21 protein-coding genes and 1 pseudogene are annotated in these 20,559 nt (G+C 66.3%); 5 read left to right on the top strand and 17 right to left on the bottom strand.

What is annotated here, in order from left to right; all coding sequences use genetic code 11:
* Positions 1-70: 70 nt before the first annotated feature.
* The gene (locus WEG36_11740; GenBank protein ID MEX1258279.1) at positions 71-880 is read left to right on the top strand and encodes a ZIP family metal transporter; all 810 of its coding nucleotides are present in this window, start codon (positions 71-73) and stop codon (positions 878-880) included.
* A 100-nt stretch (positions 881-980) separates the two neighbouring features.
* Here WEG36_11740 and WEG36_11735 read toward each other — a convergent pair whose 3' ends face one another.
* The 7 genes from WEG36_11735 to WEG36_11705 are packed head-to-tail and all read right to left on the bottom strand — an operon-like array spanning position 981 to position 7,826.
* Positions 981-2,036 (bottom strand): inorganic phosphate transporter, encoded by a 1,056-nt coding sequence (locus WEG36_11735; protein ID MEX1258278.1) that lies wholly within the window; start codon positions 2,034-2,036, stop codon positions 981-983.
* 18 nt (positions 2,037-2,054) lie between these two features.
* Positions 2,055-2,699: a DUF47 family protein gene (locus WEG36_11730; protein ID MEX1258277.1), complete on the bottom strand. Its 645-nt coding sequence runs from the start codon at positions 2,697-2,699 to the stop codon at positions 2,055-2,057.
* A 43-nt stretch (positions 2,700-2,742) separates the two neighbouring features.
* Positions 2,743-4,407 (bottom strand): DASS family sodium-coupled anion symporter, encoded by a 1,665-nt coding sequence (locus tag WEG36_11725; protein ID MEX1258276.1) that lies wholly within the window; start codon positions 4,405-4,407, stop codon positions 2,743-2,745.
* Positions 4,404-4,886 carry a CYTH domain-containing protein gene (locus WEG36_11720; GenBank protein ID MEX1258275.1) on the bottom strand — a complete coding sequence of 161 codons (483 nt, stop codon included), beginning with the start codon at positions 4,884-4,886 and terminating at the stop codon, positions 4,404-4,406. The genes WEG36_11725 and WEG36_11720 overlap by 4 nt, the downstream gene beginning before the upstream one ends.
* Positions 4,887-4,903: 17 nt before the next feature.
* Positions 4,904-5,548, bottom strand: coding sequence for a hypothetical protein (locus tag WEG36_11715; GenBank protein ID MEX1258274.1), 645 nt, complete (start codon positions 5,546-5,548; stop codon positions 4,904-4,906).
* Positions 5,549-5,579: 31 nt separating this feature from the next.
* Complete coding sequence (locus WEG36_11710) at positions 5,580-6,209, bottom strand: hypothetical protein (protein MEX1258273.1); 630 nt, start codon at positions 6,207-6,209, stop codon at positions 5,580-5,582.
* 33 nt (positions 6,210-6,242) lie between these two features.
* On the bottom strand, positions 6,243-7,826 hold the full coding sequence (locus WEG36_11705) for a TonB-dependent receptor (protein MEX1258272.1): 1,584 nt from the start codon (positions 7,824-7,826) through the stop codon (positions 6,243-6,245).
* Positions 7,827-8,486: 660 nt separating this feature from the next.
* Here WEG36_11705 and WEG36_11700 point away from each other — a divergent pair.
* A complete protein-coding gene (locus WEG36_11700) occupies positions 8,487-9,140 on the top strand; it encodes an alpha/beta family hydrolase (GenBank protein MEX1258271.1) in 654 nt (217 codons plus the stop codon).
* On the opposite strand, the pseudogene groL reads toward WEG36_11700, so the two are convergent.
* From groL to WEG36_11685, 3 genes and pseudogenes are all read right to left on the bottom strand, one after another.
* Positions 9,134-10,754 (bottom strand): annotated as a pseudogene (groL, locus tag WEG36_11695) (chaperonin GroEL). The gene WEG36_11700 and the pseudogene groL sit on opposite strands and share 7 nt — an antisense overlap.
* 30 nt (positions 10,755-10,784) lie before the next feature.
* A complete protein-coding gene (locus WEG36_11690) occupies positions 10,785-11,474 on the bottom strand; it encodes a phosphoribosyltransferase (protein MEX1258270.1) in 690 nt (229 codons plus the stop codon).
* A gap of 16 nt (positions 11,475-11,490) precedes the next feature.
* Positions 11,491-11,694: a dodecin family protein gene (locus WEG36_11685; protein MEX1258269.1), complete on the bottom strand. Its 204-nt coding sequence runs from the start codon at positions 11,692-11,694 to the stop codon at positions 11,491-11,493.
* 361 nt (positions 11,695-12,055) lie between these two features.
* On the opposite strand from WEG36_11685, the gene WEG36_11680 reads away from it, so the two are divergent.
* On the top strand, positions 12,056-12,616 hold the full coding sequence (locus WEG36_11680) for a CBS domain-containing protein (GenBank protein ID MEX1258268.1): 561 nt from the start codon (positions 12,056-12,058) through the stop codon (positions 12,614-12,616).
* Between the two features lie 55 nt (positions 12,617-12,671).
* Here the strand turns inward: WEG36_11680 and WEG36_11675 are convergent, their stop codons facing one another.
* From WEG36_11675 to WEG36_11650, 6 genes are read right to left on the bottom strand one after another with little or no spacing between them, the layout of a single operon-like run.
* Positions 12,672-12,935, bottom strand: a complete 264-nt coding sequence (locus WEG36_11675; protein MEX1258267.1) for an acyl carrier protein — start codon at positions 12,933-12,935, stop codon at positions 12,672-12,674.
* Positions 12,932-14,161 carry a dihydrolipoamide acetyltransferase family protein gene (locus tag WEG36_11670; protein MEX1258266.1) on the bottom strand — a complete coding sequence of 410 codons (1,230 nt, stop codon included), beginning with the start codon at positions 14,159-14,161 and terminating at the stop codon, positions 12,932-12,934. The genes WEG36_11675 and WEG36_11670 overlap by 4 nt, the downstream gene beginning before the upstream one ends.
* Entirely contained in the window at positions 14,158-15,150 is a 993-nt protein-coding gene (locus WEG36_11665) for an alpha-ketoacid dehydrogenase subunit beta (protein MEX1258265.1), read from the bottom strand. The genes WEG36_11670 and WEG36_11665 overlap by 4 nt, the downstream gene beginning before the upstream one ends.
* Positions 15,147-16,157, bottom strand: coding sequence for a pyruvate dehydrogenase (acetyl-transferring) E1 component subunit alpha (gene pdhA / locus WEG36_11660; protein MEX1258264.1), 1,011 nt, complete (start codon positions 16,155-16,157; stop codon positions 15,147-15,149). The genes WEG36_11665 and pdhA overlap by 4 nt, the downstream gene beginning before the upstream one ends.
* A complete protein-coding gene (acsA, locus tag WEG36_11655; GenBank protein MEX1258263.1) occupies positions 16,154-17,917 on the bottom strand; it encodes an acetate--CoA ligase in 1,764 nt (587 codons plus the stop codon). Before acsA ends, pdhA begins: the two co-directional genes overlap by 4 nt.
* Positions 17,866-18,315: a hypothetical protein gene (locus WEG36_11650; GenBank protein ID MEX1258262.1), complete on the bottom strand. Its 450-nt coding sequence runs from the start codon at positions 18,313-18,315 to the stop codon at positions 17,866-17,868. Before WEG36_11650 ends, acsA begins: the two co-directional genes overlap by 52 nt.
* A gap of 328 nt (positions 18,316-18,643) precedes the next feature.
* Here WEG36_11650 and WEG36_11645 point away from each other — a divergent pair, with 328 nt between their 5' ends.
* Together WEG36_11645 and WEG36_11640 are read left to right on the top strand one after the other, a co-directional pair.
* A complete protein-coding gene (locus WEG36_11645) occupies positions 18,644-19,039 on the top strand; it encodes a c-type cytochrome (GenBank protein MEX1258261.1) in 396 nt (131 codons plus the stop codon).
* A gap of 56 nt (positions 19,040-19,095) precedes the next feature.
* Complete coding sequence (locus WEG36_11640; protein MEX1258260.1) at positions 19,096-19,596, top strand: hypothetical protein; 501 nt, start codon at positions 19,096-19,098, stop codon at positions 19,594-19,596.
* A 44-nt stretch (positions 19,597-19,640) separates the two neighbouring features.
* On the opposite strand, the gene WEG36_11635 is transcribed toward WEG36_11640, so the two are convergent.
* Positions 19,641-20,543 (bottom strand): FoF1 ATP synthase subunit gamma, encoded by a 903-nt coding sequence (locus WEG36_11635; GenBank protein MEX1258259.1) that lies wholly within the window; start codon positions 20,541-20,543, stop codon positions 19,641-19,643.
* Positions 20,544-20,559: the final 16 nt, after the last annotated feature.

Genomic DNA, 20,559 nt, shown 5'->3' with positions numbered 1-20,559 from the left:
TGCACAGGAATATACGCCCCTTCCTGCTCATGGTCTATATACTTTTGTAACGGTATACTAGTTTCCTCCCATGGCTTCCCATCCGATGCTCCTGACCGGGGCGAGTAGCTTGGCCTTCCAGGCGGACGGGTGGACAAGCTCCACGCCTCTCCCCTGGATCCTGGTGATGGGGTTCGCGATGAGCGCGATCGCCCTCGTCGGCGTCGTGGCGATCGTTCTCCCGAAGAGAATCCTGGATCGCACCCTTCTCCCGGTGGTCGGGTTCGCGGCGGGTTCACTTCTCGGCGGCGCGTTTTTTCATCTTCTCCCGGAGGGATTGGAGGGAGGCGCCTCCGCGCTCGAAGCGTGCGCTTGGATGGCTGGGGGCTTCACGGTCTTCTTCGCGATCGAGCAGTTTTTGCATTGGCACCGGTCGCACACGAGAACGGTCGTCGCAGCTCGTCCGGAGGCGTGGCTGATCCTCCTCGGCGACGCCCTTCACAACCTGATCGGGGGCCTCTCCGTGGGTGCGGCCTTCATGGTGGATCCGAGGGTTGGCCTTTCGGCCTGGCTCGCCGCCGCCGCGCACGAAGTCCCACAAGAAATCGGAGACTTCGCCATTCTCGTCCACGGGGGCTTCCCTCGCCGCCGTGCGCTCCTCCTCAACTTCATCAGCGCCCTGACCTTCCCGCTCGGGGCCGTCGTCGCCTGGGGTGCGGCCGCGAGGATGGATATTCACTTTCTGCTTCCCTTCGCGGCAGGGAACTTCCTCTACATCGGCGCCTCCGACCTGATCCCGGAGATCAAGGCCGTGGGAGGAGTCGCGCGTGGGGCGCTCCATCTCACCTTTTTCCTCGCGGGCATCGGCCTGCTCGGGGCGCTCGCGATTTCGCTCGGCTGAGGGAGCATGAGGGGGCTTCCGCGACGCTGTCCGCAGTTTCGCCGGGCGCCAGCGTCCGTATCACTGCCGCGGCCCAAAGGGAGGGCCACAGCACCGCAGTTCACCGAGCCGGCCCCACGACCTCGAGCTGAAAGACGTTCTGGACGAAAAAAAGGGCCACGAAGCTCAGGAGTCCTGCGGCCACCGGCGTGACGATCCATCCGATCGCCACGCGGCCGAGGAGGCCGTAACGGATCGCGGCTCCGCTCCCCCGCACGAGCGCCACGCCCAGGATCGCGCCGACGATCGCCTGTGTGCTCGAGACGGGAACGAGCGGGAGTGCCGGAAGCCCGAGGCCGACGAGGAGTCCCCGCAGTCCGGTTGAGGCGAAGAGAAAGAGAACGAGGGAGTGGGCCAGCACCACCACCAGCGCGAGGATCGGTGTGAGCTTGAAGATCTGGCTACCGACGGTGCTCATGACCTTGAACGAGTTGGTGAAGATTCCGACGGAGATCGCCACCCCTCCGAGGAGGAAGAGCTGCTGCACCCCACTCAACTCGAATCCGCCGGCGACCGGGATCGGGGCGAAGGGCGCGGCGGAGGCGAAGACTCCCATGACATTTCCGATATTGTTCGCGCCGAGACTATATGCCCCGAAGGCTCCGACGAGAATGAGTCCGAGCCGCGTGTATGCGTCCAATTCGAGCATGTGGATGCGGCTATGCCGAAGGGCTCTGTGGACCAGGAGGTAAAGGACCGCGGCGAGCGCCGCCGCCAGAATGGGTGATACGACCCAGGTCGAGACGATCTGCGCGAGGAGGGCGAAGTCGGTCGGGGCGCCCGCGAAGAGGTTCCAGCCGACGATCGCCCCAACGATCGCCTGGGAGGTGGAGACCGGGAGACCGGCCCGGCTCATCCAGGTGACCGCGAGCCCCGCGGCGAGGGCGACGGTGAAGGCGCCGGCCGGAGCGTCCACCGCGCCGAGCGCCCCCAGCGTCGCGGTCGTGCCCGATCCACCGACCACGGCTCCCACGATCACGGCCCCGCTCGCGATGACGGCGGCGACGCGAAATTTCACCATCCGCGTGCCAACTGCCGTTCCGAAGATATTCGCCGCGTCGTTCGCTCCGAGCGACCATCCCAGGAAGAGTCCGCTGAGGAGGAAGAGCCAGATCATGCAGGCTGCTCGCGCCCCTCAGACATGCCGTTTGATCGCGGCGATGGCGAGCCGATCGCAGACGTCTTCCGCCTCGTCAGCGATTCCTTCGATATGCGAAACGAGGGCTCGAATCTGATTCTTGTGGCTGAGCCGAAGGTCCCGGCGAAAGACCGCCCGGGTGCAGGTTTCCGCGATCCGGTTCGCCTCGTCCCGATGGAACTGCGCCTTGCTGATGTGATCGCGGACCGCCGCCAGGTCGCGGAAGTAGGCCCGGCACCCTCGAACCATGCAGTCGGCGGTGGCCACTGCGTGTCCGGCGAGATCCTCGAAGTAGGGATCGAGGTCGTCGAGTAGCTCGGGTTCCTCGACGGCGAAGCGGAGAAGGGTTCCGGTGAGGGCGTTCAGGACCTTGTCCGCCGCCTCGAGGAGCCCGAGAACATCCCCTCGAGACTCCGGAATCAGGGTGTGAAGGTAGAGTTTGCTCTCGATCCCGCGCCGAAGCTCGTCGCCGTTCCGCTCGGTGACCCGAAGCTCCGCGAGGCGCTCCTCGAACTCAGCCTCACGATCTTTGAGGTAAAGGCGCAGCCCTTCCTGGAATAACAATCCGCCCTGCCCGATCAGATCCAGGTAGTCGTCGATCTGAGCCTCGAGCTCTCGACTTTGCTTGAAGAGTAAGGTCACGGGCCGTTCACTCCATCTTGGCGTCCCGCCGTGGAGGCGATCGTCAGAAGAGTCCGAAGACCCCGTCCGGCGTGATTCCGAGGAATCGGAACCAGGTTTCCCCCGCGAGGATGTTCACGATCCATGCGATGATCATCATCGTGATGCCAAAGCGAAAGGCGTCGGAAAGGGAATAGCGGTCCGTCTCGTAGAGGAGCGCGGCGGGCTTGCTGTTGAAGGGAAGCACGTACACGTGCTCGATCATGAAGGCCGTGGGGAGGGCGAGGCTCACGACGGGGAAGCCGAATCGTCCCGCGACCCCGATCGCGATCGGGATGAAGATGAGCGCCCTCATCGTTTTCGACTGGAAAACGAGCGCGCTGAAGACCATCACTCCGGTCAGAAGGAGGTAGAGGACCCAGAAGGGCGTCTCTGCCCCGATTCCCATCTGATCGAAAAAGGCGTTGACCGTGATCGAGGGGAGGTCGGTCGCGTCGAGGCCGGCTCCCAGGGTATACGCTCCCGCCGAAAAGAGCATGAGATGCCAGGGAATGTCGATGTCGTTCCACTCGACGATCCCGACGCGGGGTAGTAGCGCCACGATCGCACCGAGGAAAGCGACGGCGGTGGCGCTCACCCCATGAATGCGGTCAGTGGCCCAGAGCCCGAGGATCGCGAGGAAGAGGACCGCAGTCCGGATCTCTTTCCCGCTGATCGGCCCGAGGGACCGATACTCGTCCCGGAGGCGCTCCATCCCTCCTTCGATCCGGGGGATCCGCTCTTCGGGGGCGAGAGGGAAGAAGACTCGCATCGCGAGGAGGTATCCCACGAGCATGAGCCCCGTCATGATTGGGAACATCGCCATCATCCAGTCGGCAAAATAAATGGACCCCCCGATCGCCCCACCGATGAGGGCGGCGGCGAGAAGGTTGGCCCCCGATCCCGTGACGAATGCTCCGGCCCCAACGTTGATACAGAGGAGGTTTTGGAGAACGATGCTCCGCCCGAAGTTCGATTTCTCTTCTCCCTCACGCGCTCCGTAGATCGCTGCGATCACCATGAAGAGCGGGAGGAGGATCGCGGCCTTTGCCGTCGTCGCTGAAACGAACGCGGACAGCGCCAGATTGAGAACGATGAAAACGAGGAAGATCGTCGAAGCGGTATGCCCGAACCGGAGGAGAAGGAAGAGAGCGATACGCTTCGCGAGCCCCGTCGCCACGAGCATGCTTGCAAGGACGAAGGACATGATGTTCAGCCACATCACGGGGTGGCCGAGCTGCGCATAGGCGACACTCTCTCCGAGTACCCCTGTGAGGACGAGGGCGCTGATCACCATGAGGCTGATCAGGTAGTTCGGGAGGGCAACCGTGGACCACAAGACGAGCGAAGCCAGGAAGATGGCCAGCATGTATGCATTGTTCCGGCTGAACACCTCGCTTCCCCGAGCCTCGAACTCCGCCCGCGCGACGTCCGAGACGAGACCCTCCGGATCCACGTCCTGGAGGAAGGGGATGTCCACCAGAAAAGCGAGCACCACGAAGATCAGAAGAGCCAGTGGCACTCCGATCCGGGCCAGCTGCGCCTCGACGCGGCTTCGCTTCCGGACCGGCAGCTGCTCGATCCGGTAGTTCCGCATGTCGAGCGGATCGCTGGGGTCCCCTCCGGCGGCGGCGGGGTCGCTTCGCGGGATCCGGCTCGTGCCGGGAAGGGGCGGAGCGCCCGGGTTCACGCCGGCTCCTCCTTCCACCGGGTGTAAGGGTGCTTCATCAGCATGGCATTGTAGTACCGCGCTTCTCCCGTGACCTCCTTTCCCAGCCAGCCCGGCCGGGCGAAGGGCTCCTCCTCGGACTCCAACTCCAGCTCGGCGATCACGAGACCTGCGTTCTCGCCGTGGAATTCGTCCACCTCGAAGGTGTGGTCGCCCACCGGGACGAGGTAGCGGATCTTCTCGATCTTTCCCGGCTCGCACAGTGCGAGGAGCCCCTCCGCCTCCTCCAGGGGGATCTCCTTCTCCCACTCGTAGCGGCTCGCTCCCGAGGCGCTTCCGATCCCCTTGATCGTGAGTGCTCCCTGTTCCCCCTGGATCCGCACGCGTACCGCTCGCGCGGGGACGGAAGAGAGGTACCCTTGGACGATGCGCGTCTTCGTGCGGGCCTCGCCGTGGAAGGGTCCGGTCACGAGAAACTTCCGTTCAATCTCTTGCGCCACGGCTCGCTTCTCCTCCCTCACTCGTTCGCGAGCGGCCGATCGATCATTCCGATCACCCGCTTGATCGCCTGGAGATAGTTGATGTTCTCGAGACCTGCCATCCCCGTGTCGGTGAGAGTCCGGTGCAAATCGGGGATTTCCGTGGACTCGGCGCCCACCGTCACGACCCGCGCCCCGTTGATTAAGACAACGACGTATTCGCAGATCGTCCCATGCACCAGGTAGCCGAAGCGACGCTTTTTCACACGCACCACCTGGAGCTCCGGGTGGCTCCGGACTCGCCTCAGGAAGTCCTCGAGGTCACACCCTCCCGCCGGGAGATCGGGGGGAGCCGTCTGGAGGGCGGGGAAGAGCTTCTCCTGGAGGAGCACGGCGGGAAGAGGGAAGGCGACCTTCAGGCGGGGTGCCCACTGCTCGAACCCGTCCACGGTCCGCACCCACTCCTTCACGTCCAGCTTCCCGCCGCGGATCTTCACGCCGAAGACGTCGCTCGCCCTGGAAACGACGTATATCTCCTCGGACCGCCGCTCCCAGAGATCCTCGGGTACCGGCACGGAGAGGCGCGCCATGCGATGGTGGATCCGGTCGAAATCCTGCCCGAAAGAGCGGAGCTCGAAGCGCGGGCTCGACTCGGCCCCGACCTGAAGCCCTTCCGGAGTCACCTCCCGCGCTCCGCCGGTCCATTCCGCTTCATCAGAGCGGGACTCCATCCACGGTGAAGTTGTCGAAGCGGTTGTTCCCCGAGGAGCCGCCCGCCTGCTCCCCGACAAAACGGATCCGGAAGCGGAGATTCGCATTGTTCTGCACTGCGGCCACCTCCGAGAGATCGAAGGTCACCACCGCAAAGTCGAGCCCGATGTCGTAGGCGGCGCCCACGATCGTCCAGGTCGTCCCCCCATTCGTCGAGTAAGAAAACTCCTCCTGCGCCGCCCCGCTCGAGGACCTTTGCACAGCGAAGGCCACGACGATGTCCTCGTACCCGGTCGAGGGGGCCGTGATGATGAGCTCCCTCGTGTTCGCGGGATTCCGGGGGCGTAGGCCGAGCCCGGGGAGCTGTCCCTGGCGCGAGTTCACGCCGGATCCGGGGTCCACGTTGTCCATGTATCCGGCCCCCGTTCCCGGATAGGTGATCGCCGCGCCTCCGAGGGCACTGAAATCCGCGGCGACCGCCGTGAGTTCCCCTGCCGGGAGATTATTGAAGTGCCAGTAATGGATCAGCTCGGACTCCGAGGGGGGTGGGGGGGGAGCCAACGGATCCTCCACACACCCGGCCAGGGTAAGCCCCAAGACCCCGAGCATCGCGACCTTTCTCAACTCTTTCATGATCAACTCTCCGTTTGGATGGCCCCGGATACGTCAGAACGTGACCTGCGCGCGCAGCGCGAACACGCTGAAGTCTTCGCCCGCCTCGCCCTCGGGCTCCACGACGAGCCCGGGGTCCCTCGTCAGATTGCCGTCCTCGTCAGTGCCGACGAAGAGGTCCCCGCGCGCGCCCGCGTAGCGGTCGTGGTTCATCCACCCGTAATTCGCGCTCAGCTTCACGTTGTTGTTCGCGTAGAAGTTCACGCCGACGGTGATTCCCTCCCCCTCCCCGCCCATGACGCCGTCCATCCGGCTGTTGAAGTCGAGGTACTCGTAGCGGAGCGCGAGCTCGACGTCGCCCCAGGAGCGGCCGAGGTTCGGTTGGGTGAATTCGGCGTCGCTCCGGTTGTACTGGTAGCTCCCCCCGAAGAGCATGCGGCTCGCGAACAGGTAGAAGCCCCGGAAGTGCTCAGTCGGCCGGTCTCCGTTCAGGTGGACGTCCGAGAGGTTGTACTCGCCCTGAACTCGCATCCCGCGCAGATAACCTGCAGCCTCGAACCCGGCCAGGATCGAGTGGTCCACGTCCGTCATCCGGTCCGTGTCGAGGTACTTCTTCCGGTTGATGTTCGAGATCCCACGCGTGTCGTGGCGAACCGTTCCGACCCGGTCGTGGGTCTTGGGAGTCCGGTAGGATCCGGCGATACCGAGGTGGACGCCCCGGTCCGTCTCGTGGTAGAACGGGATCCCAACCACCTTCGCGGTGAAGGAGTATCCCTCGCTGACCCCGATGTCGGCGTTGTAGTCCTTCCGGTTCTGGACCTCCTCCCATCCTCCCACGTCCTGGAAGTGCACCCCGCCGGCCGCGAAGAGGTAGGGGCGCTCGTACGAGACCCCGATCCCCGCGTGCCGTGACGGAGTCATGGCCCGGGTCACCATCGGCCGCTCCATGAACGTCAGGTACCGGCTCGTGGTGTTCGTCTCGAGCGAGAAGACCTCCTTGAAGTTTCCCGCCCGGATCGAGAACCCTTCGAACCCGGTGTACATCAGGTAGGCGTCCTTGAGGTCCGCGCGGGAGTCGGCGAAGTCCATGTCCACCTCGCCGTACCAGTCTCTCGCGAAGATGCTCTTGATTCCGATCCGCGCGCGGCGCATCTCCACCCCGTTCCCGATCGGGTTCAGGTGGCTCCCCAGGAAGAAGGCGCCGTCCATCTGCACCCGCATGTCGAACCAGAGTCGGTATGCGCCGTCCTGGCTCTCGAAAACGAGGATCCCGTCGCGCGCCTCCGCGTCGAGAGGGGTGCGCGGCACCTGAACGCCGTATTGGTTGAAACGTACGCTCGACACGAGTATCACCTCGACGCTCGTCCGCCCCAGGAGCTCCACCTCCGCCAGCTCGTACTCGGGATGGGTCAGGAGGAGGATGTCCGTCGAGACGGCGGGAACCGAAATGGAGAAGGCCCCGGCGGCGTTGGTCTGTACCGTCGCGGCGCTCCCACGGAGGCGCACGTTGACGTCGGCGACGGGCGCTCCGTCGGTGATCGATCGGACCGTTCCGGTAACGCTACGGGCCTGCGCGACCACCGGCATGGCCACGGCCGTGAGGAGCACGGCAGCGAGAAGAGCGCGAAGATGTCTCATGGCGAAACCCTTTGTCAGAATGGGTCGGGTCCCGGGCGGCCGATCCGCGCGGCGGGTCCCTCGGAAGCGGGGGAGGGCCAGCATCATGGGCTCTGCCCGGGTCTCCGGCGTGTGACGAGGGGGAAGATGCGTGCCAGGGTCAGCTCGTTATGGGTAAATGACTTACGCGGTTGATGTGAGTCGGACTGGGACAAAATGTCACAGCCGGGGTCTCTCTCGGGTTCCTTTTGTCCTCGACTTGTCCTCGGCCGCCCCGGCGACGCCCTTCGGGCCCTTGGCCGTGGACTCACCGTCACGGCCGCCCACAGCGCGGGCCTTCGCCGCAAATCGGGTCTGGTTCGCGGATGCGCCCGAGGAGATGCCGCGGGATGGACCAGACCGGATGTCCCCCTTTCTATTTCTCTTCGCTGCGGGAAACGTTCTCCACGTGGGCGCCCCCACTTCGGCTCGGAGATCGGGATCGTGCACGGAATGGCGCGAGGATTCCTCGCCCTTGCCCGATTTCTCGTCGCAGCCCGTCTCTTGTATGGCTTGGCAGTCGCGGCGCGTTGAGCCGTGCGTTGAAGGGACTCGAGCGGCAAGGAGGATCAGATCGTGGATCGAACGGGAGAAGGCACGGGACCGGCATTCGGCGGCCGTGAGAGCGGCGCCACGAGGAGAGTGAGGGTCTCAATCGGTCCCGGGCTGGAGTCCCTGAGCGGGGACCTCGACCTCCCCGCCGGCGCCCGCGGGGTTGTGGCCTTCGCGCATGGAAGTGGGAGCAGTCGCACGAGTCCCCGGAACCGCTTCGTGGCGGCTCAACTCCGGGAGGGCGCCCTAGGAACTCTTCTCATCGACCTGCTCACGCCGGGCGAGGAGGCCGTGGATGCCAGGACGCGCCACCTCCGCTTCGACATCGAGATGTTGGCGGACCGCATGGTGCGCGTGGTCGACTGGCTTCGGAAGGATGAGGAAGCCTCGCAACTCTCGATCGGACTTTTCGGGGCAAGCACGGGAGCCGCGGCGGCCCTAATCGCCGCGGCTCGACGTCCCCAGGTGGTTGGTGCGGTCGTCTCCCGTGGAGGGCGCCCCGATCTCGCGGGCTCGTACTTGCGGGACGTCGCCGCCCCGACCCTTCTCATCGTTGGCGGCCGCGACGCGGAGGTCATCGAGTTGAACCGGAGTGCCGCGGCCCGCATTTCCGCTCCGAAGCGGCTCACCATCGTTCCCGGCGCTTCACATCTCTTCGAAGAGCCGGGAACGCTCGGCGAGGTGGCGCGCCTCGCGCGCGAATGGTTCGTTCAGAATCTCGACAATGGGAAGCCCGATCAGTAGGCCTCCGGTTGGATCAGCGTCTCTGGCTCCGGTTCCCGTATGTCGGTCATCGTGGCCTCCGCGAGGAGGAGGACGCCGGCCACGGAAACCGCGTTTTCGAGCGCGACGCGCACGACCTTCGTCGGGTCGATGATTCCCGCCTCCATCAGGTCCACGTACTCCCGTCGCGCGGGGTCGAAGCCGAGATTTCCACTTCCGTTCCGCATCCGGTCGACGACCACGCCTCCGTCCACAGCCGAATTCTCGGCGATCTGCCTGGCCGGGATCTCGAGCGCCCTTCGCAGGATCAGGATTCCCGTCCTTTCGTCTCCCTCCGTTCGCTCCGCCTCCTCTTCCAACACCGGAATCGCGCGAAGCAGCGCCAGTCCTCCGCCGGGGACGATCCCCTCTTCCACGGCCGCCCGCGTGGCGTGGATCGCGTCCTCGAAAGCCTCCTTGCGGCTCTTGAGCTCGGCTTCCGAAGGAGGCGCCCACCCGAATGACCGCGACCCCTCCCGAGAGTCGGGCGAGGCGCTCCTAGGGCTTCTCCCGATCGTAGTCCGAGGTGGCGTCTTCGATCCGGTGCCGGAGCTCCTTCACCCGTCCCTGGATGTCGGTGGAACTTCCGCCCCCTCCGATCAACGTCGTGGTCTCGCGATCCGCGACGACGCACGCGGCGGAGCCGAGATCGTCCAGGGTCAGCCTCTCGATCTTGAGCCCGATGTCTTCGCTGACGACGCGTCCTCCTGTTAGTGCGGCGATGTCCTGGAGCATCTCCGTCCGGCGGTCGCCGAATCCAGGAGCTTTCACGGCGAGCGAGGAGAGCACTCCGCGGAGCTTGTTCAGGACGAGCGTCGCCAAGGCTTCGCCGTCCACGTCCTCGGCCACGATGAGGAGTGGGCGTCCTTCCTGCGCCACGCGGTCGGGTAGGGGAAGGAGGTCCTTCATGACCGCGATCTTCTTTTCGCACAATAGGATCAACGGATTTTCGAGGACCACCTTCATCTTTTCCGGATCCGTCACGAAATAGGCGGAGAGGTAGCCCCGATTGAGCTGCATGCCATCCACGACCTCCAGGACAGTCTCGATCCCTTTCGCCTCTTCCACCGTGATGACGCCTTCCGCGCCGACCCGCTCCACGGCATCGGCCACCATGTCGCCAATGGAGGTGTCGCCATGCGCCGAAATCGAGGCCACCTGCGCCTTCTCGGCTCGGCCCGCGACTGGACGGGAAATCCGCGAGAGGGTTTCGACCGCACGGCGGAGCCCGCGGTCGAGTCCGCGCCTGAGTTCCACCGCGGCGGCTCCGGCGGTGACGTTTCTCACCCCTTCGGCAAAGACGCCGTGGGCGAGGAGGGTGGCGGTCGTCGTTCCATCCCCGACCCGTTCACCGGTTCGCTCGGCGGCTTCCTTGAGAACCTGGGCCCCGAGGTTTTCGGCCGCGTCCTCGAGCTCCAATTCCTTCACGATCGTGACGCCGTCGTCGCACACAATCGGTTTTCCCCAGTTCCGCTCGATCAATACGGACCGAGCCCGGGGTCCCAGGGTCCCGCGCGCGGCCACTTCGAGGGTCGTGGCTCCTCTGAGAATCTTTTCTCGCGCTTCGGACCGGAAGAGCAGCTCCTTCTTGGGCATGGGGAAGCCGCTCCGAAAGAGTCGTCGGCGTCAGACGTTCGCCGAATCGAAAGGCGCACGCGCGGACCGAGCCATCTCTCCCGCTCGCGCATCCAGCAACTCGTGAACCTCGGCGTCGCTCAGTTGAGAGAACCTCTGGTACCAGAGGCCGATCCCGAGGAACGGCTCCGGCGTGGCCACACAGGCCACCGCGTCCGCCTCGCCCCGCAGACGGGACAATGTGTCGGCGGGGGCGACAGGGACCGCCACGATGATGGAAGCGGGCCCCAGTGACCGCAGGGCCCGGACCGCCGCAAGCATTGTGGACCCGGTTGCGACCCCGTCGTCCACGAGGACGACCGTGCGCCCCTGGACCGGAACCGGCGGGCGGTCCCCCCGGTAGGCGCGCTCCCTCCGCTCGAGCTCCCTGGTCTCGCGCGCGAGCACCGCGGCGATGTCGGCCTCGGAGATGTCCCCTGCCGCCACGACCTCGGGGTTCATCACGCGGACTCCTCCCGATGCGATGGCCCCCATCGCGAGCTCGGGTTGCCAGGGGTGCCCGAGCTTACGTACGATGACCACATCGAGGGGCGCCCCAAGCGCCCGGGCGACCTCCAACCCGACGGGCACGCCACCTCGCGGAAGCGCCAGAACGACGGCGTCCGGAATCGGGGCGACTTTGGCGAGAATCCCGGCGAGCTTCCGTCCCGCCTCTCTCCGGTCCAAGAAGAGCTGCTTCACGGTGCGCTCGCGTCCCTCAGTCCCCGAGGATGAAGGTCACCTTCATCGTGACCCTGTACTCCGAGATGGCGCCCGAGGCCCAGCGCACTTTCTGCTCCTTGATCCAGGCCCCCTGGATTCCGTTCAGCGTCTTGTCTGCGCGGTTGAGGCCCATCTTCACCGCATCTTCGAAGCTTTTCGGCGAGCTGGCCGTGATTTCTGTGACCTTGGCGACGGACATGTCGGGACCCTCTCTTCTTGAAGTGTGGACGTTGGAGCGTTCCCCCGGAGGGGAACACCCGCGCGCTCGAGGTGCATGTGGCGTGCCCGTCTCGCGAGTTCGCGCGATGGGCCGGCGACTGCGCCCGACGCGCGGTTTCGCGGATGTCGAGCCGAACGCGGAGGAGATCTCCGCCGGGACCGATCGTCTCGAAGCATAGGGAGTTGCGGGACAATTCGGCCCATCCGGCGGACGGCCGGGGGCGTGGCGCCTTCGTTGGTCGAGGGCACGCTTGTTGCCCTTCTTGGAGGCGCTTCGGAGCGCCGGGCCAACGGACACTTTCCACCCGGAGGCGGACACCTGTGAGACTGCGAGGGGACCCATGCTGAGCGTTCAGGATTTCATGACATCCGAGGTCAATACCCTGTCACCGGAGATGACCCTTCGGGAAGCCGTCGAGCGATTGTCCGCCGAGGGATTCAGTGGCGCGCCCGTCGTGGCGGGAAGCCGCCTCGCCGGAGTCGTCACGGCATCGGACATCCTGGACTTCGAGGCCACGAACCCGGGGGTTCCCGCCTATCGCGGGGGGCGGCAGGATTGGGGAGAATGGGGCCCGCCCGACCTCTGGAGGGAAGACCTCTCGGAGCCGCCTTCCGGGTACTTCCGGGACATGTGGGCCGACTCCGCCGCCGACGTCGTGGAGCGCATCTCCGAATCGGAGGGGCCCGAATGGGACTTCCTCGCGGAACACGTCGTGGGCGAGGTCATGACCCGTGCGATCGTGGCGCTCTCCCCCGAAGCGACGGCTGCCGAGGCGGCCCGCCTCATGGTGCGGTCGGGAGTTCACCGGCTCCTCGTCACCCAAGGGGAGGAGCTCGTCGGAATCGTCTCTTCCATGGACTTCGTGCGAGCGGTGGCGGAGGGTAAGCTGGGAAAGGGGTGAGGGACTGCGGCGCGACGTGGAATGCGGCGCGGCGCCGTATCCGCGCCCTCCGGCCTCAGGGCTCGGAAGAGAGGCGACCCGCGAGGTACCGAGTCATCCCTTCGAGCGTTGCCACCTGTTCGTAGTCAGATTCGGGGATCGCCACCTTCAGCGACTCGTCGAGGATGACGGCGAGATTCAGGAGATCCACCGAGTCGAGGTCCGCTTCTTCTCGAAGCTCTGCCGCCGGATCGATCCCGTCGAAGTCCACCTCGGGCGCGATCCGGTGAAGGGCGGCACGTACGGCGACGCGGACACGATCTTCGTTGGTCGGAGTCACAGGGACTCCGGAGTCTGGAGCAGCTCTGCGACGCGCTCGAGGAAGAGCCCTCCGCGGTGGCCATCACTCGCGCGATGATCCGCGGCGAGGGTCAGCTGAACGACCCGCCGCACGTCGAGCATCCCACTTTCGGCCCAGGGACGCTCCAGGGCCCGCCCCACACCGACGATCGCGACCTGGGGCGGATAGATGACGCCGAAGACCGTCTCGACACCCCGATCCCCGAGGCTCGTCACCGTGACCGTCGCATCGGTTACCTCCGATCCGCGGAGCCGCCCCGCCCGCGCTCGCTGTACGACGTCTCGGATGGCGGCGGAAATCTCATCCAGGCTTCTTGCGAGAACGTCGTGGATCGCCGGGGCGACGAGGCCGCCGCCGCGGAGGGAGATCGCGAGACCGGGATGGACCGCGTCCGCCATCCGAAGTGAGTCGTTCTCCCAGAAGCCATTCAACTCCGGGTACTCCTCGAGCGCGCGGGCGACGGCCTTCAGGTGGAGGGCGGCGGTGAGGATCCGATCGGCCGGGGCCCGGTCCACGTTCGTTTTCTCGATCCAGTCGAGCGCGCGCTCCACGGAGACCGAGGTGGCCAAATAGTAGTGGGGGATCTCCCGCTTCGAACGGGTCATCGCCGCTGCGATCGCGTGCCGCATGGCCCGATGCCGGTCCCCTTCATCTGCGGACGGGGCAACGGGAGCCTCCACGGCCGCGGCCGGCTTCGCCACCGCGTCGGAAGGCTCCGCCGGGGCGCCCTCCGGGGTTCCGGCTGCTGCGTCCACGTCGGCGAGGCTCACCGCGCCGCCGGGACCGGTCCCCGTGAGGCTCTCCGGGTCGAGTCCGAGCTCTTCGGCGCGCTTCCTCGCGACGGGTGTCACGCGCACCTTGCGGGCCCTGGGCCCCGGTGGGCGCTTCGGGGCCGGGGTCTTCGCCTTCGGTCGGGAGGGGCCCGCAGCGATCTCGGATGGTGCGTCGGTCACGGGCTCTGCTGTGCCGGGAGGACTCAGGGCGAGGAGCGGTGTCCCGACGTCCGCCGTCGTCCCCGGGGGCGCGAGGATCTCGGTCACCTCGGCGTCCTCCCACACTTCGATCTCGATGGCACCCTTGTCGGTATCCACGAGGCCGATCACCTCGCCCCGGTGCACCGCCTGTCCCGGCTTCACATACCACTCGAGAACCCGGCCGGAAGTCATCCCGGAGCCCAGAGAGGGCATGAGATAGTGGCCGCTCATCCCCGCGCTCCGCGCCCCGCCGGAAGCACGCTCCGCGCCGCTTCGAGGATCCCCTCGACCTGCGGGAGCGCGGCGGCCTCCAGATGCTTCGGGTAAGGGGTGGGCACCTCGGCTCCGCAGACGCGGGCGACCGGGGCATCCAACTCGTAGAAGGCGCCCTCCGTGATGCGCGCGCTGATCTCGGCGGAAAGACTGCCACTCCGCCACCCCTCGTCCACGATCACTGCGCGGTGGGTCTTTTCGACGGTCTCCAGGATCGCCTCCGTGTCGAGGGGCCGGAGGGTGCGGAGGTCGAGGACTTCGGCCGACACCCCTTCTTCGGCCAGGCGCTCCGCGGCCGCGAGCGCCTTCGGGAGGCTCCCCCCATAGGTGATGAGGCTCACGTCCGTTCCGTCGCGACGGATCGCGGCCCGGTCTATAGGGACGGGTCCCGCGTCGTCGGGAAGCTCGCCCTCCAGATTGTAGAGAAGGACGTGCTCGAAGATGAGGACTGGATCCGGATCCTCGAGCGCCGTCCAGAGCGTCCCCCGCGCGTCCTCGAGTGTCGCCGGGGTCAGGATCTTGAGCCCGGGAATGTGCGCGTACCAGCCCTCGAGGCTCCGCGAGTGCTGTGCCGCGACCTGGCGGCCACCCCCCGTCGCCATCCGGATCACGAGGGGGACGTTTAGCGCGCCTCCCGACATGTGGAGAAGCGTCGCCGCGTTGTTCACGATCTGATCGAGGGCGAGGAAGCTGAAGTTCACGGTCATCACCTCTACGATGGGGCGCATGCCCCCGAGCGCCGCGCCGATCCCCGCGCCTACGAATCCCGCCTCCGAGAGCGGCGCATCGCGAATGCGGTCCTCGCCGAACTCCTCGAGGAGTCCCCTGCTCACGGCGTAGCACCCGCCGTAATGGCCCACATCTTCTCCCATCAGGAAGACGCGGGCGTCGCGATTCATCGCTTCGCGAATCGCCTCCCGCACCGCTTCCCGATAGGTCGTCTTCATCGGCCTTCCGCCGCGGCCGCTGGCCGCTCGCTGTATACGAATCGCGAGAGTTCTTCGACGGGCTCCCAACTCCCCGCCTCGGCAAAGCGAACCGCTTCCTCCACCTCGGCCACCACCTCCGCCTCGATTTCCTTCGCCCGGGCCTCTTCGATCAAGTCGGCCGCGCGCAGCCGTTCCACGAAGAGGGCGATGGGGTCCCGCTCCTTCCACCGCGCCACTTCTTCCTTCGTTCGGTACAACTCGGGATCGAACATGGAATGGGCGCGGAATCGGTACGTCCGGAACTCGAGGAAGTGGGGCCCCCCTCCGCCGCGCACGGCCTCCACGGCCCGCCGCATCGCGTCCTCGACGGCGAGGACGTCCATCCCGTCCACCGCCCAAGCGGGAATCCTGTACCCTGCGGCCCTGAGCGCGAGATCGGTCTCGGACTGGGAGATCGCGAGCGCGGTTCCCATCGCGTAGAGGTTGTTCTCGCAGCAGAAGAGGACCGGAAGATCCCAGAGAGCAGCCAGATTCATGGACTCATGGAAGGCCCCCTCCGCCGCCGCACCCTCGCCGAAATAACAGGCCGTAACACGGTTTTCGCCGAGCATGCGCGCCGCCAGGGCGAGCCCGACCGCGACCGGGAGACCGCCGGCGACGATCGCGTTGCCACCGAAGACCCGGGCTTCGGCATCGAAGATGTGCATGGATCCACCTCGTCCGCGCGCGCACCCTTCCATCTTTCCGTACATCTCTGCCATCACCCGGCCGGGCGGCACTCCACGAACGAGAGCGTGGCCGTGTTCGCGGTACGTGGCGACCAGGGAGTCCTCGGGACCGAGGATCGGCACCGACCCTGCCGCGACCGCTTCCTCTCCGATGTATAGGTGGAGGAATCCTCGGATCTTTTCCTTTCCGTATAACTCGGCGCACTTCTCCTCGAAGCGGCGCACGAGGATCATGCTCCTGAGGAGCTCGAGGCCGTGTTCGCGCTCCGGAAGCGGCGGGGAAGGGGGAAACGTCATGGCGTGCCCTCGAGAGTCGAGGTGTCCCCTTCAGGGAGGCCGAGCTCGCGCGCCTTCAGCAGGCGGCGAAGGATCTTGCCGCTCCGTGTCTTGGGAATGTCGGCCACCACGGCGATCTCCTTGGGTGCGACGGCCGCCCCGAGGCGAGCTCGCGCGTGTCCGAGAATCTGCAGCCGCAATTCCTCGTTGTTCGCGTGCCCCGCGTGGAGCGAGACGAAGGCCTTTACGATCTCCCCCGCGACAGGATCCGGCTTTCCGATGACGGCGGCCTCGGCCACGGCGGGGTGCTCGACGAGCACGCTCTCCACCTCGAAAGGTCCGATCAGGTGTCCCGACGACTTGATGACGTCGTCGGCACGCCCCACGAACCAGAAATAGCCGTCCTGGTCACGGCGGACGAGGTCTCCCGTCAGATACCAGTCTCCGGCGAAGCAGGCTCGGTAACGCCCCTCCTGGTGGAGGTAACCCCGAAACATCGAGGGCCATCCCTTACGGAGGACGAGCTCCCCTACCGCATCGGGTTCCTCCAGCAGCTTCAACTTTCCGTCCTCTCGCTTCCCGACGGCGGCGCCGACTCCGGGGAGCGGGTGACCCATGGAACCCGGACGAATCTCCGTCCCCTGGACGTTTGCGATCATGATGCCGCCCGTCTCCGTCTGCCACCAGTTGTCGTGGATCGGGTGGCCCAGGACGTCGCGGCCCCAGATCACCGCCTCGGGATTGAGGGGCTCGCCGACGCTGGCTACGAATCGAAGCAGGGAGAGGTCGAAGCGCTTCGGAAGGTCGTCCCCTGCCTTCATGAGCATTCGGATGGCCGTCGGGGCCGTGTACCAGACTGTGACGCGTTCTTCCTCCAGCGTCCGATACCAGCGTTCGGCCTCGAATTCCCGTTCGTCCACGACACTCGTGACGCCGTTCGTCAGGGGGGAGACGATCCCGTAGGATGTACCGGTCACCCATCCCGGATCCGCAGTGCACCAGAAGATATCGTCCGCGCGGAGATCTAGGGCGCGCTGGCCCGTCGCGTGGTGCGCGACGACCGCCTCGTGAACGTGAACCGCCCCCTTGGGTGCCCCCGTCGTCCCGCTCGTGAAGTGGAGAAGCGCCGGCTCCTCCGGGTCGGTCGGCTCGATCTCGTAGCGCTTGTCGGCTTCGGCCATTCGAGTCGCGAGGCCCTCGGTTCCAGGGATCCCCTCTGCTTCCCCGGCGGGGCCCGCGAGGAGGACGTGGTCGAGACCCGGTAGGGCATGACGCCACCCCGCCACTTTGCGTCGGAAGAGGGACGGAGTCGTTACGAGAACCCGGGCATCGCCGATCTCCATCCGGGCCCGGATGGGCTCGGGTCCGAACGCGGAGAAGAGCGGGCAGACGACCGTGCGCGCCTTCAGGGCGCCGAGGGCGGCGATGTGGAGTTCCGGAATGCGCCCGGCCAGAAGAAAGACGGCCGCACCCGGGGCCACGCCGAGGGAGCGGAGGAGGTCGGCGAAGCGATTCGACTCTTCGGAAAGCGAACGGTATGTCATCTGGCGCACGCTCCCGGTTTTCGTCAGGAAGCGCACCGCCACCTTGTCGGCCCATGGTCCGGTCGCGTGCCGGTCCACGGCCTCGTAAGCGATGTTCAGCCCCCGGCCGCCGGGGAGGCCGTCGAGCATCTCCCGCGCCTCCGCCCAGACGCCGGCTCTTCCGTCCTCCTTCGCCCGCCCTGCGATCAATGTCCGTCCTCTCCGCTCGGCGGCGGCCCGGGGCGCGGGAGGAGCCATGCTCCGCGATGCGTGGTCAGGAGCGCGAAAACGATGACGAGGGCGGCCGGGGACCCCAGAACCAGCGCGAGCTCCCAGGCATTGCGGGCGAGCTCTGTGCCCCCTCCAAGGAGCACTCCCATCGCGAGAGGGACCAGAAAGAAGAGTCCGAGCAGCGTCAGGCCCAGGGCCACCCACCAGGCCCAGGGGCGGCCGCGAGAGAGACTCCCTGCGACGGCCAGGACGACCAGGAAGTGGAGAACGGCCAGCGTCACTTCTCCGGTCACGGCTCCTCCCAAGCTCGGGGGTCCGAAAACGGAGTCAAGGACGACAAGAGCCCCGTGGATGCCCAGGAGCGTGGCCGCCGCGACACGCACCGAAGTGCCGCTCGGAGCCGAGCCGGGCGGGGGGGAGGTCATGATGGAGACTCCGAGCGAGGCAACGGGCGAAGTTGGGCAAGTTCCCAGTGGCGCGACGCCAGTTGCAACCCCCGTGCCCGCAGCCGAAGCCGCCCAATCACGCACTCAATCGTCCGACCTGGTTCCGTGGGGGCGCTTCGTCTCCTTGGCGGGACGGATTGTCCCCCAGATTCGGTGGACGACACCTTAGCCTCTCCGCAGGATGGCCCTCCGGGACGATGCGAGACTCAACTTCCCCTTGCAACCCCTCTGGCACGTGTCTCGCTTCCAAGACCTGTCATCGTGCTTCGAAGGTCCCCGTGGAGATTCCGCAACCAGGAAGGTCATCATGACGTCGAGGCCCCTGGCCGTGTCACTCATCTGCCTCGCCCTGAGCTCCTCCGTGGCTTGCTCGACCGGGGAAGCGCGCCTTTACCTTCCGGAGGGCGATGCCGCGGCGGGCCGCGTGGCTTTCGAGGCGATGCAATGCTACGCCTGCCATGAAGTGCCCGGCGAGACTTTCCCGCCCCCGCACGCTACGCCGCCTGTTCCGGTGCCTTTGGGCCCCGAAGTCGTTCAGAAGCCCGCCGACGAGCTGGCTGAGTCCATCCTCGCCCCTTCGCATGAGATTCCCGACGACCTCGAGGGCGTACAACGGGATGGGCGCTCACGGATGGGGGACTGGAGCGAAGTCATGACCGTGAGGGAGTGGCTTGACATCGTGGCCTACCTGACCTCCCTGTAGTTCAGTCGTGCTGGGGAATGAACGTCGGGTCCGCGAAGACGGGAAGGGACTGAGCAATGCCGAAGAACGTCGGAAAAATCCTGAAGGAAGGGATGTTGGGGGGAGTGGCCGCCTACTCATCCGTCGTGGCGGTGCTGGCCTTCCTAAACGCGCTCCAGGGCCGCTCGGTCCTTAACACGGCCGCGGCGATGGGAGCCGTCTTGTTCTACGGTGCGGACGCGTCCACTCAATTCGTCGTGGGGCCGGCTCCCGTGCTCGCATACAACGGCGTGCATCTCGTGGGGTCGCTCGCCGTCGGGCTCATCGCGGCTGTCCAGATCTATGAGTCGGAGCACCACCGTTTCTTCTGGTACTTCTCCCTCATGATCCTGATTGCGGCTACCGTTTATTCCGTAACCGTCTTCGGCGTGTTTGGGGTCGAGATCGGACGCGTCTTGGATTGGCCTGAGGTGTTGCTGGGCACGGCCGCATGGGTCGGGTCCATGACGGGTTACTTCTGGTGGCTTCACCGTGGCCTCATTCGACGGATGCGGGAGGACACGGAACTGGAACTCTGACCGCTCGCCTCCGGCGCCACGTCCCGGGCCGGGTGGGTTTTCCCTCACGTCGCGCCCTCCTCCCCCTCCTCCTCCAGCGCCAGAAATCCGGTCACGAGGTCCATGAGCTCGGCGGTAATCCCGTCCTGCCGACGCCGGTTGAACCGCTCCCTCAGGTCGGCAAGCCGCTCCTCGATCCGGCGCTCGGCCGCCTCCATGGAGGCCAGGCGACTCGCGTTCTCCGATGCCTGGGATCGCGCCGCCGCCGCGAAGAGCGAGACGAACAGGTGCTCGCGCACCAGCGACGCGAACAGCTGGCGCCAGGGCACCCGGAACGTGGGAAGAACCGGAGTAGACCAGGGACGTGCCCGGAGTCCCTCCAGCCACTCCAGGTTGATGGGAAGGAGGTGTACGAGGTGCGGCCGGTAGGTGGCCCCGGAGTGATAGTGGTTGTAGAAGAGGAAGAATCGCTCGAGGCCGTGGTGCGCTCGCGTCGCCTGGATCGCCACGAGGAGCTCCTGGACCGTCGGGACGACCGCGTCCACGGAGTCGGGGGCCGCGAATTTCTCGGCAACCGGCTGTCCCTGGGCCTCGAGTTGGCTCGCGACGCGAGAACCGACGGCGAGCACCGTTCGGGTACCGCGGTCAGGGTGCAGGGTGTCCAGCCGCTCGAGCGCGAAGTCGGCGATCCGAATGTTGAAGCGGCCCGCGAGTCCGAGATCGGATCCGAAGACGACGGCGCCCACCTCCGGACCGACCCGTTCTTCGACGAGGGGGAACGCCCGCGGCTGATCGCGGAGTGCAATCTGGAAGCCCAGCTCGACGCTCCGCGCATAGGATTCGAGAGACTCCACGGCTTCACGGCTCCTGCGGATCCGGACCGCCGCGAGCGCCTTCATGGCACGGGTAATCGAATGGAAGTCGCGTGCGCTTTCCACCTGGCGCCGAAGTTGCTCGAGAGTCAGCACGGGCTCACCGCCTGGG

The sequence above is a fragment of the Gemmatimonadota bacterium genome, assembly GCA_040882465.1.
Classification (GTDB): Bacteria; Gemmatimonadota; Gemmatimonadetes; order Longimicrobiales; family Gaopeijiaceae; genus JBBEBG01.
The sequence above is the reverse complement of the archived record's forward strand: the minus strand, read 5'-3'. Positions and strand labels throughout refer to the sequence as shown.

What these genes read in the sequence shown, in the direction of transcription:
- acsA (MEX1258263.1), bottom strand. Translation starts at nt 17,917, where the DNA reads ATGGCTCCTCCCGCGCCCCGGGCCGCCGCCGAGCGGAGAGGACGGACA.
- WEG36_11640 (MEX1258260.1), top strand. Translation starts at nt 19,096, where the DNA reads ATGCCGAAGAACGTCGGAAAAATCCTGAAGGAAGGGATGTTGGGGGGA.
- WEG36_11735 (MEX1258278.1), bottom strand. Translation starts at nt 2,036, where the DNA reads ATGATCTGGCTCTTCCTCCTCAGCGGACTCTTCCTGGGATGGTCGCTC.
- WEG36_11670 (MEX1258266.1), bottom strand. Translation starts at nt 14,161, where the DNA reads ATGAGCGGCCACTATCTCATGCCCTCTCTGGGCTCCGGGATGACTTCC.
- pdhA (MEX1258264.1), bottom strand. Translation starts at nt 16,157, where the DNA reads ATGACGTTTCCCCCTTCCCCGCCGCTTCCGGAGCGCGAACACGGCCTC.
- WEG36_11685 (MEX1258269.1), bottom strand. Translation starts at nt 11,694, where the DNA reads ATGTCCGTCGCCAAGGTCACAGAAATCACGGCCAGCTCGCCGAAAAGC.
- WEG36_11645 (MEX1258261.1), top strand. Translation starts at nt 18,644, where the DNA reads ATGACGTCGAGGCCCCTGGCCGTGTCACTCATCTGCCTCGCCCTGAGC.
- WEG36_11710 (MEX1258273.1), bottom strand. Translation starts at nt 6,209, where the DNA reads ATGAAAGAGTTGAGAAAGGTCGCGATGCTCGGGGTCTTGGGGCTTACC.
- WEG36_11705 (MEX1258272.1), bottom strand. Translation starts at nt 7,826, where the DNA reads ATGAGACATCTTCGCGCTCTTCTCGCTGCCGTGCTCCTCACGGCCGTG.
- WEG36_11650 (MEX1258262.1), bottom strand. Translation starts at nt 18,315, where the DNA reads ATGACCTCCCCCCCGCCCGGCTCGGCTCCGAGCGGCACTTCGGTGCGT.
- WEG36_11740 (MEX1258279.1), top strand. Translation starts at nt 71, where the DNA reads ATGGCTTCCCATCCGATGCTCCTGACCGGGGCGAGTAGCTTGGCCTTC.
- WEG36_11680 (MEX1258268.1), top strand. Translation starts at nt 12,056, where the DNA reads ATGCTGAGCGTTCAGGATTTCATGACATCCGAGGTCAATACCCTGTCA.
- WEG36_11665 (MEX1258265.1), bottom strand. Translation starts at nt 15,150, where the DNA reads ATGAAGACGACCTATCGGGAAGCGGTGCGGGAGGCGATTCGCGAAGCG.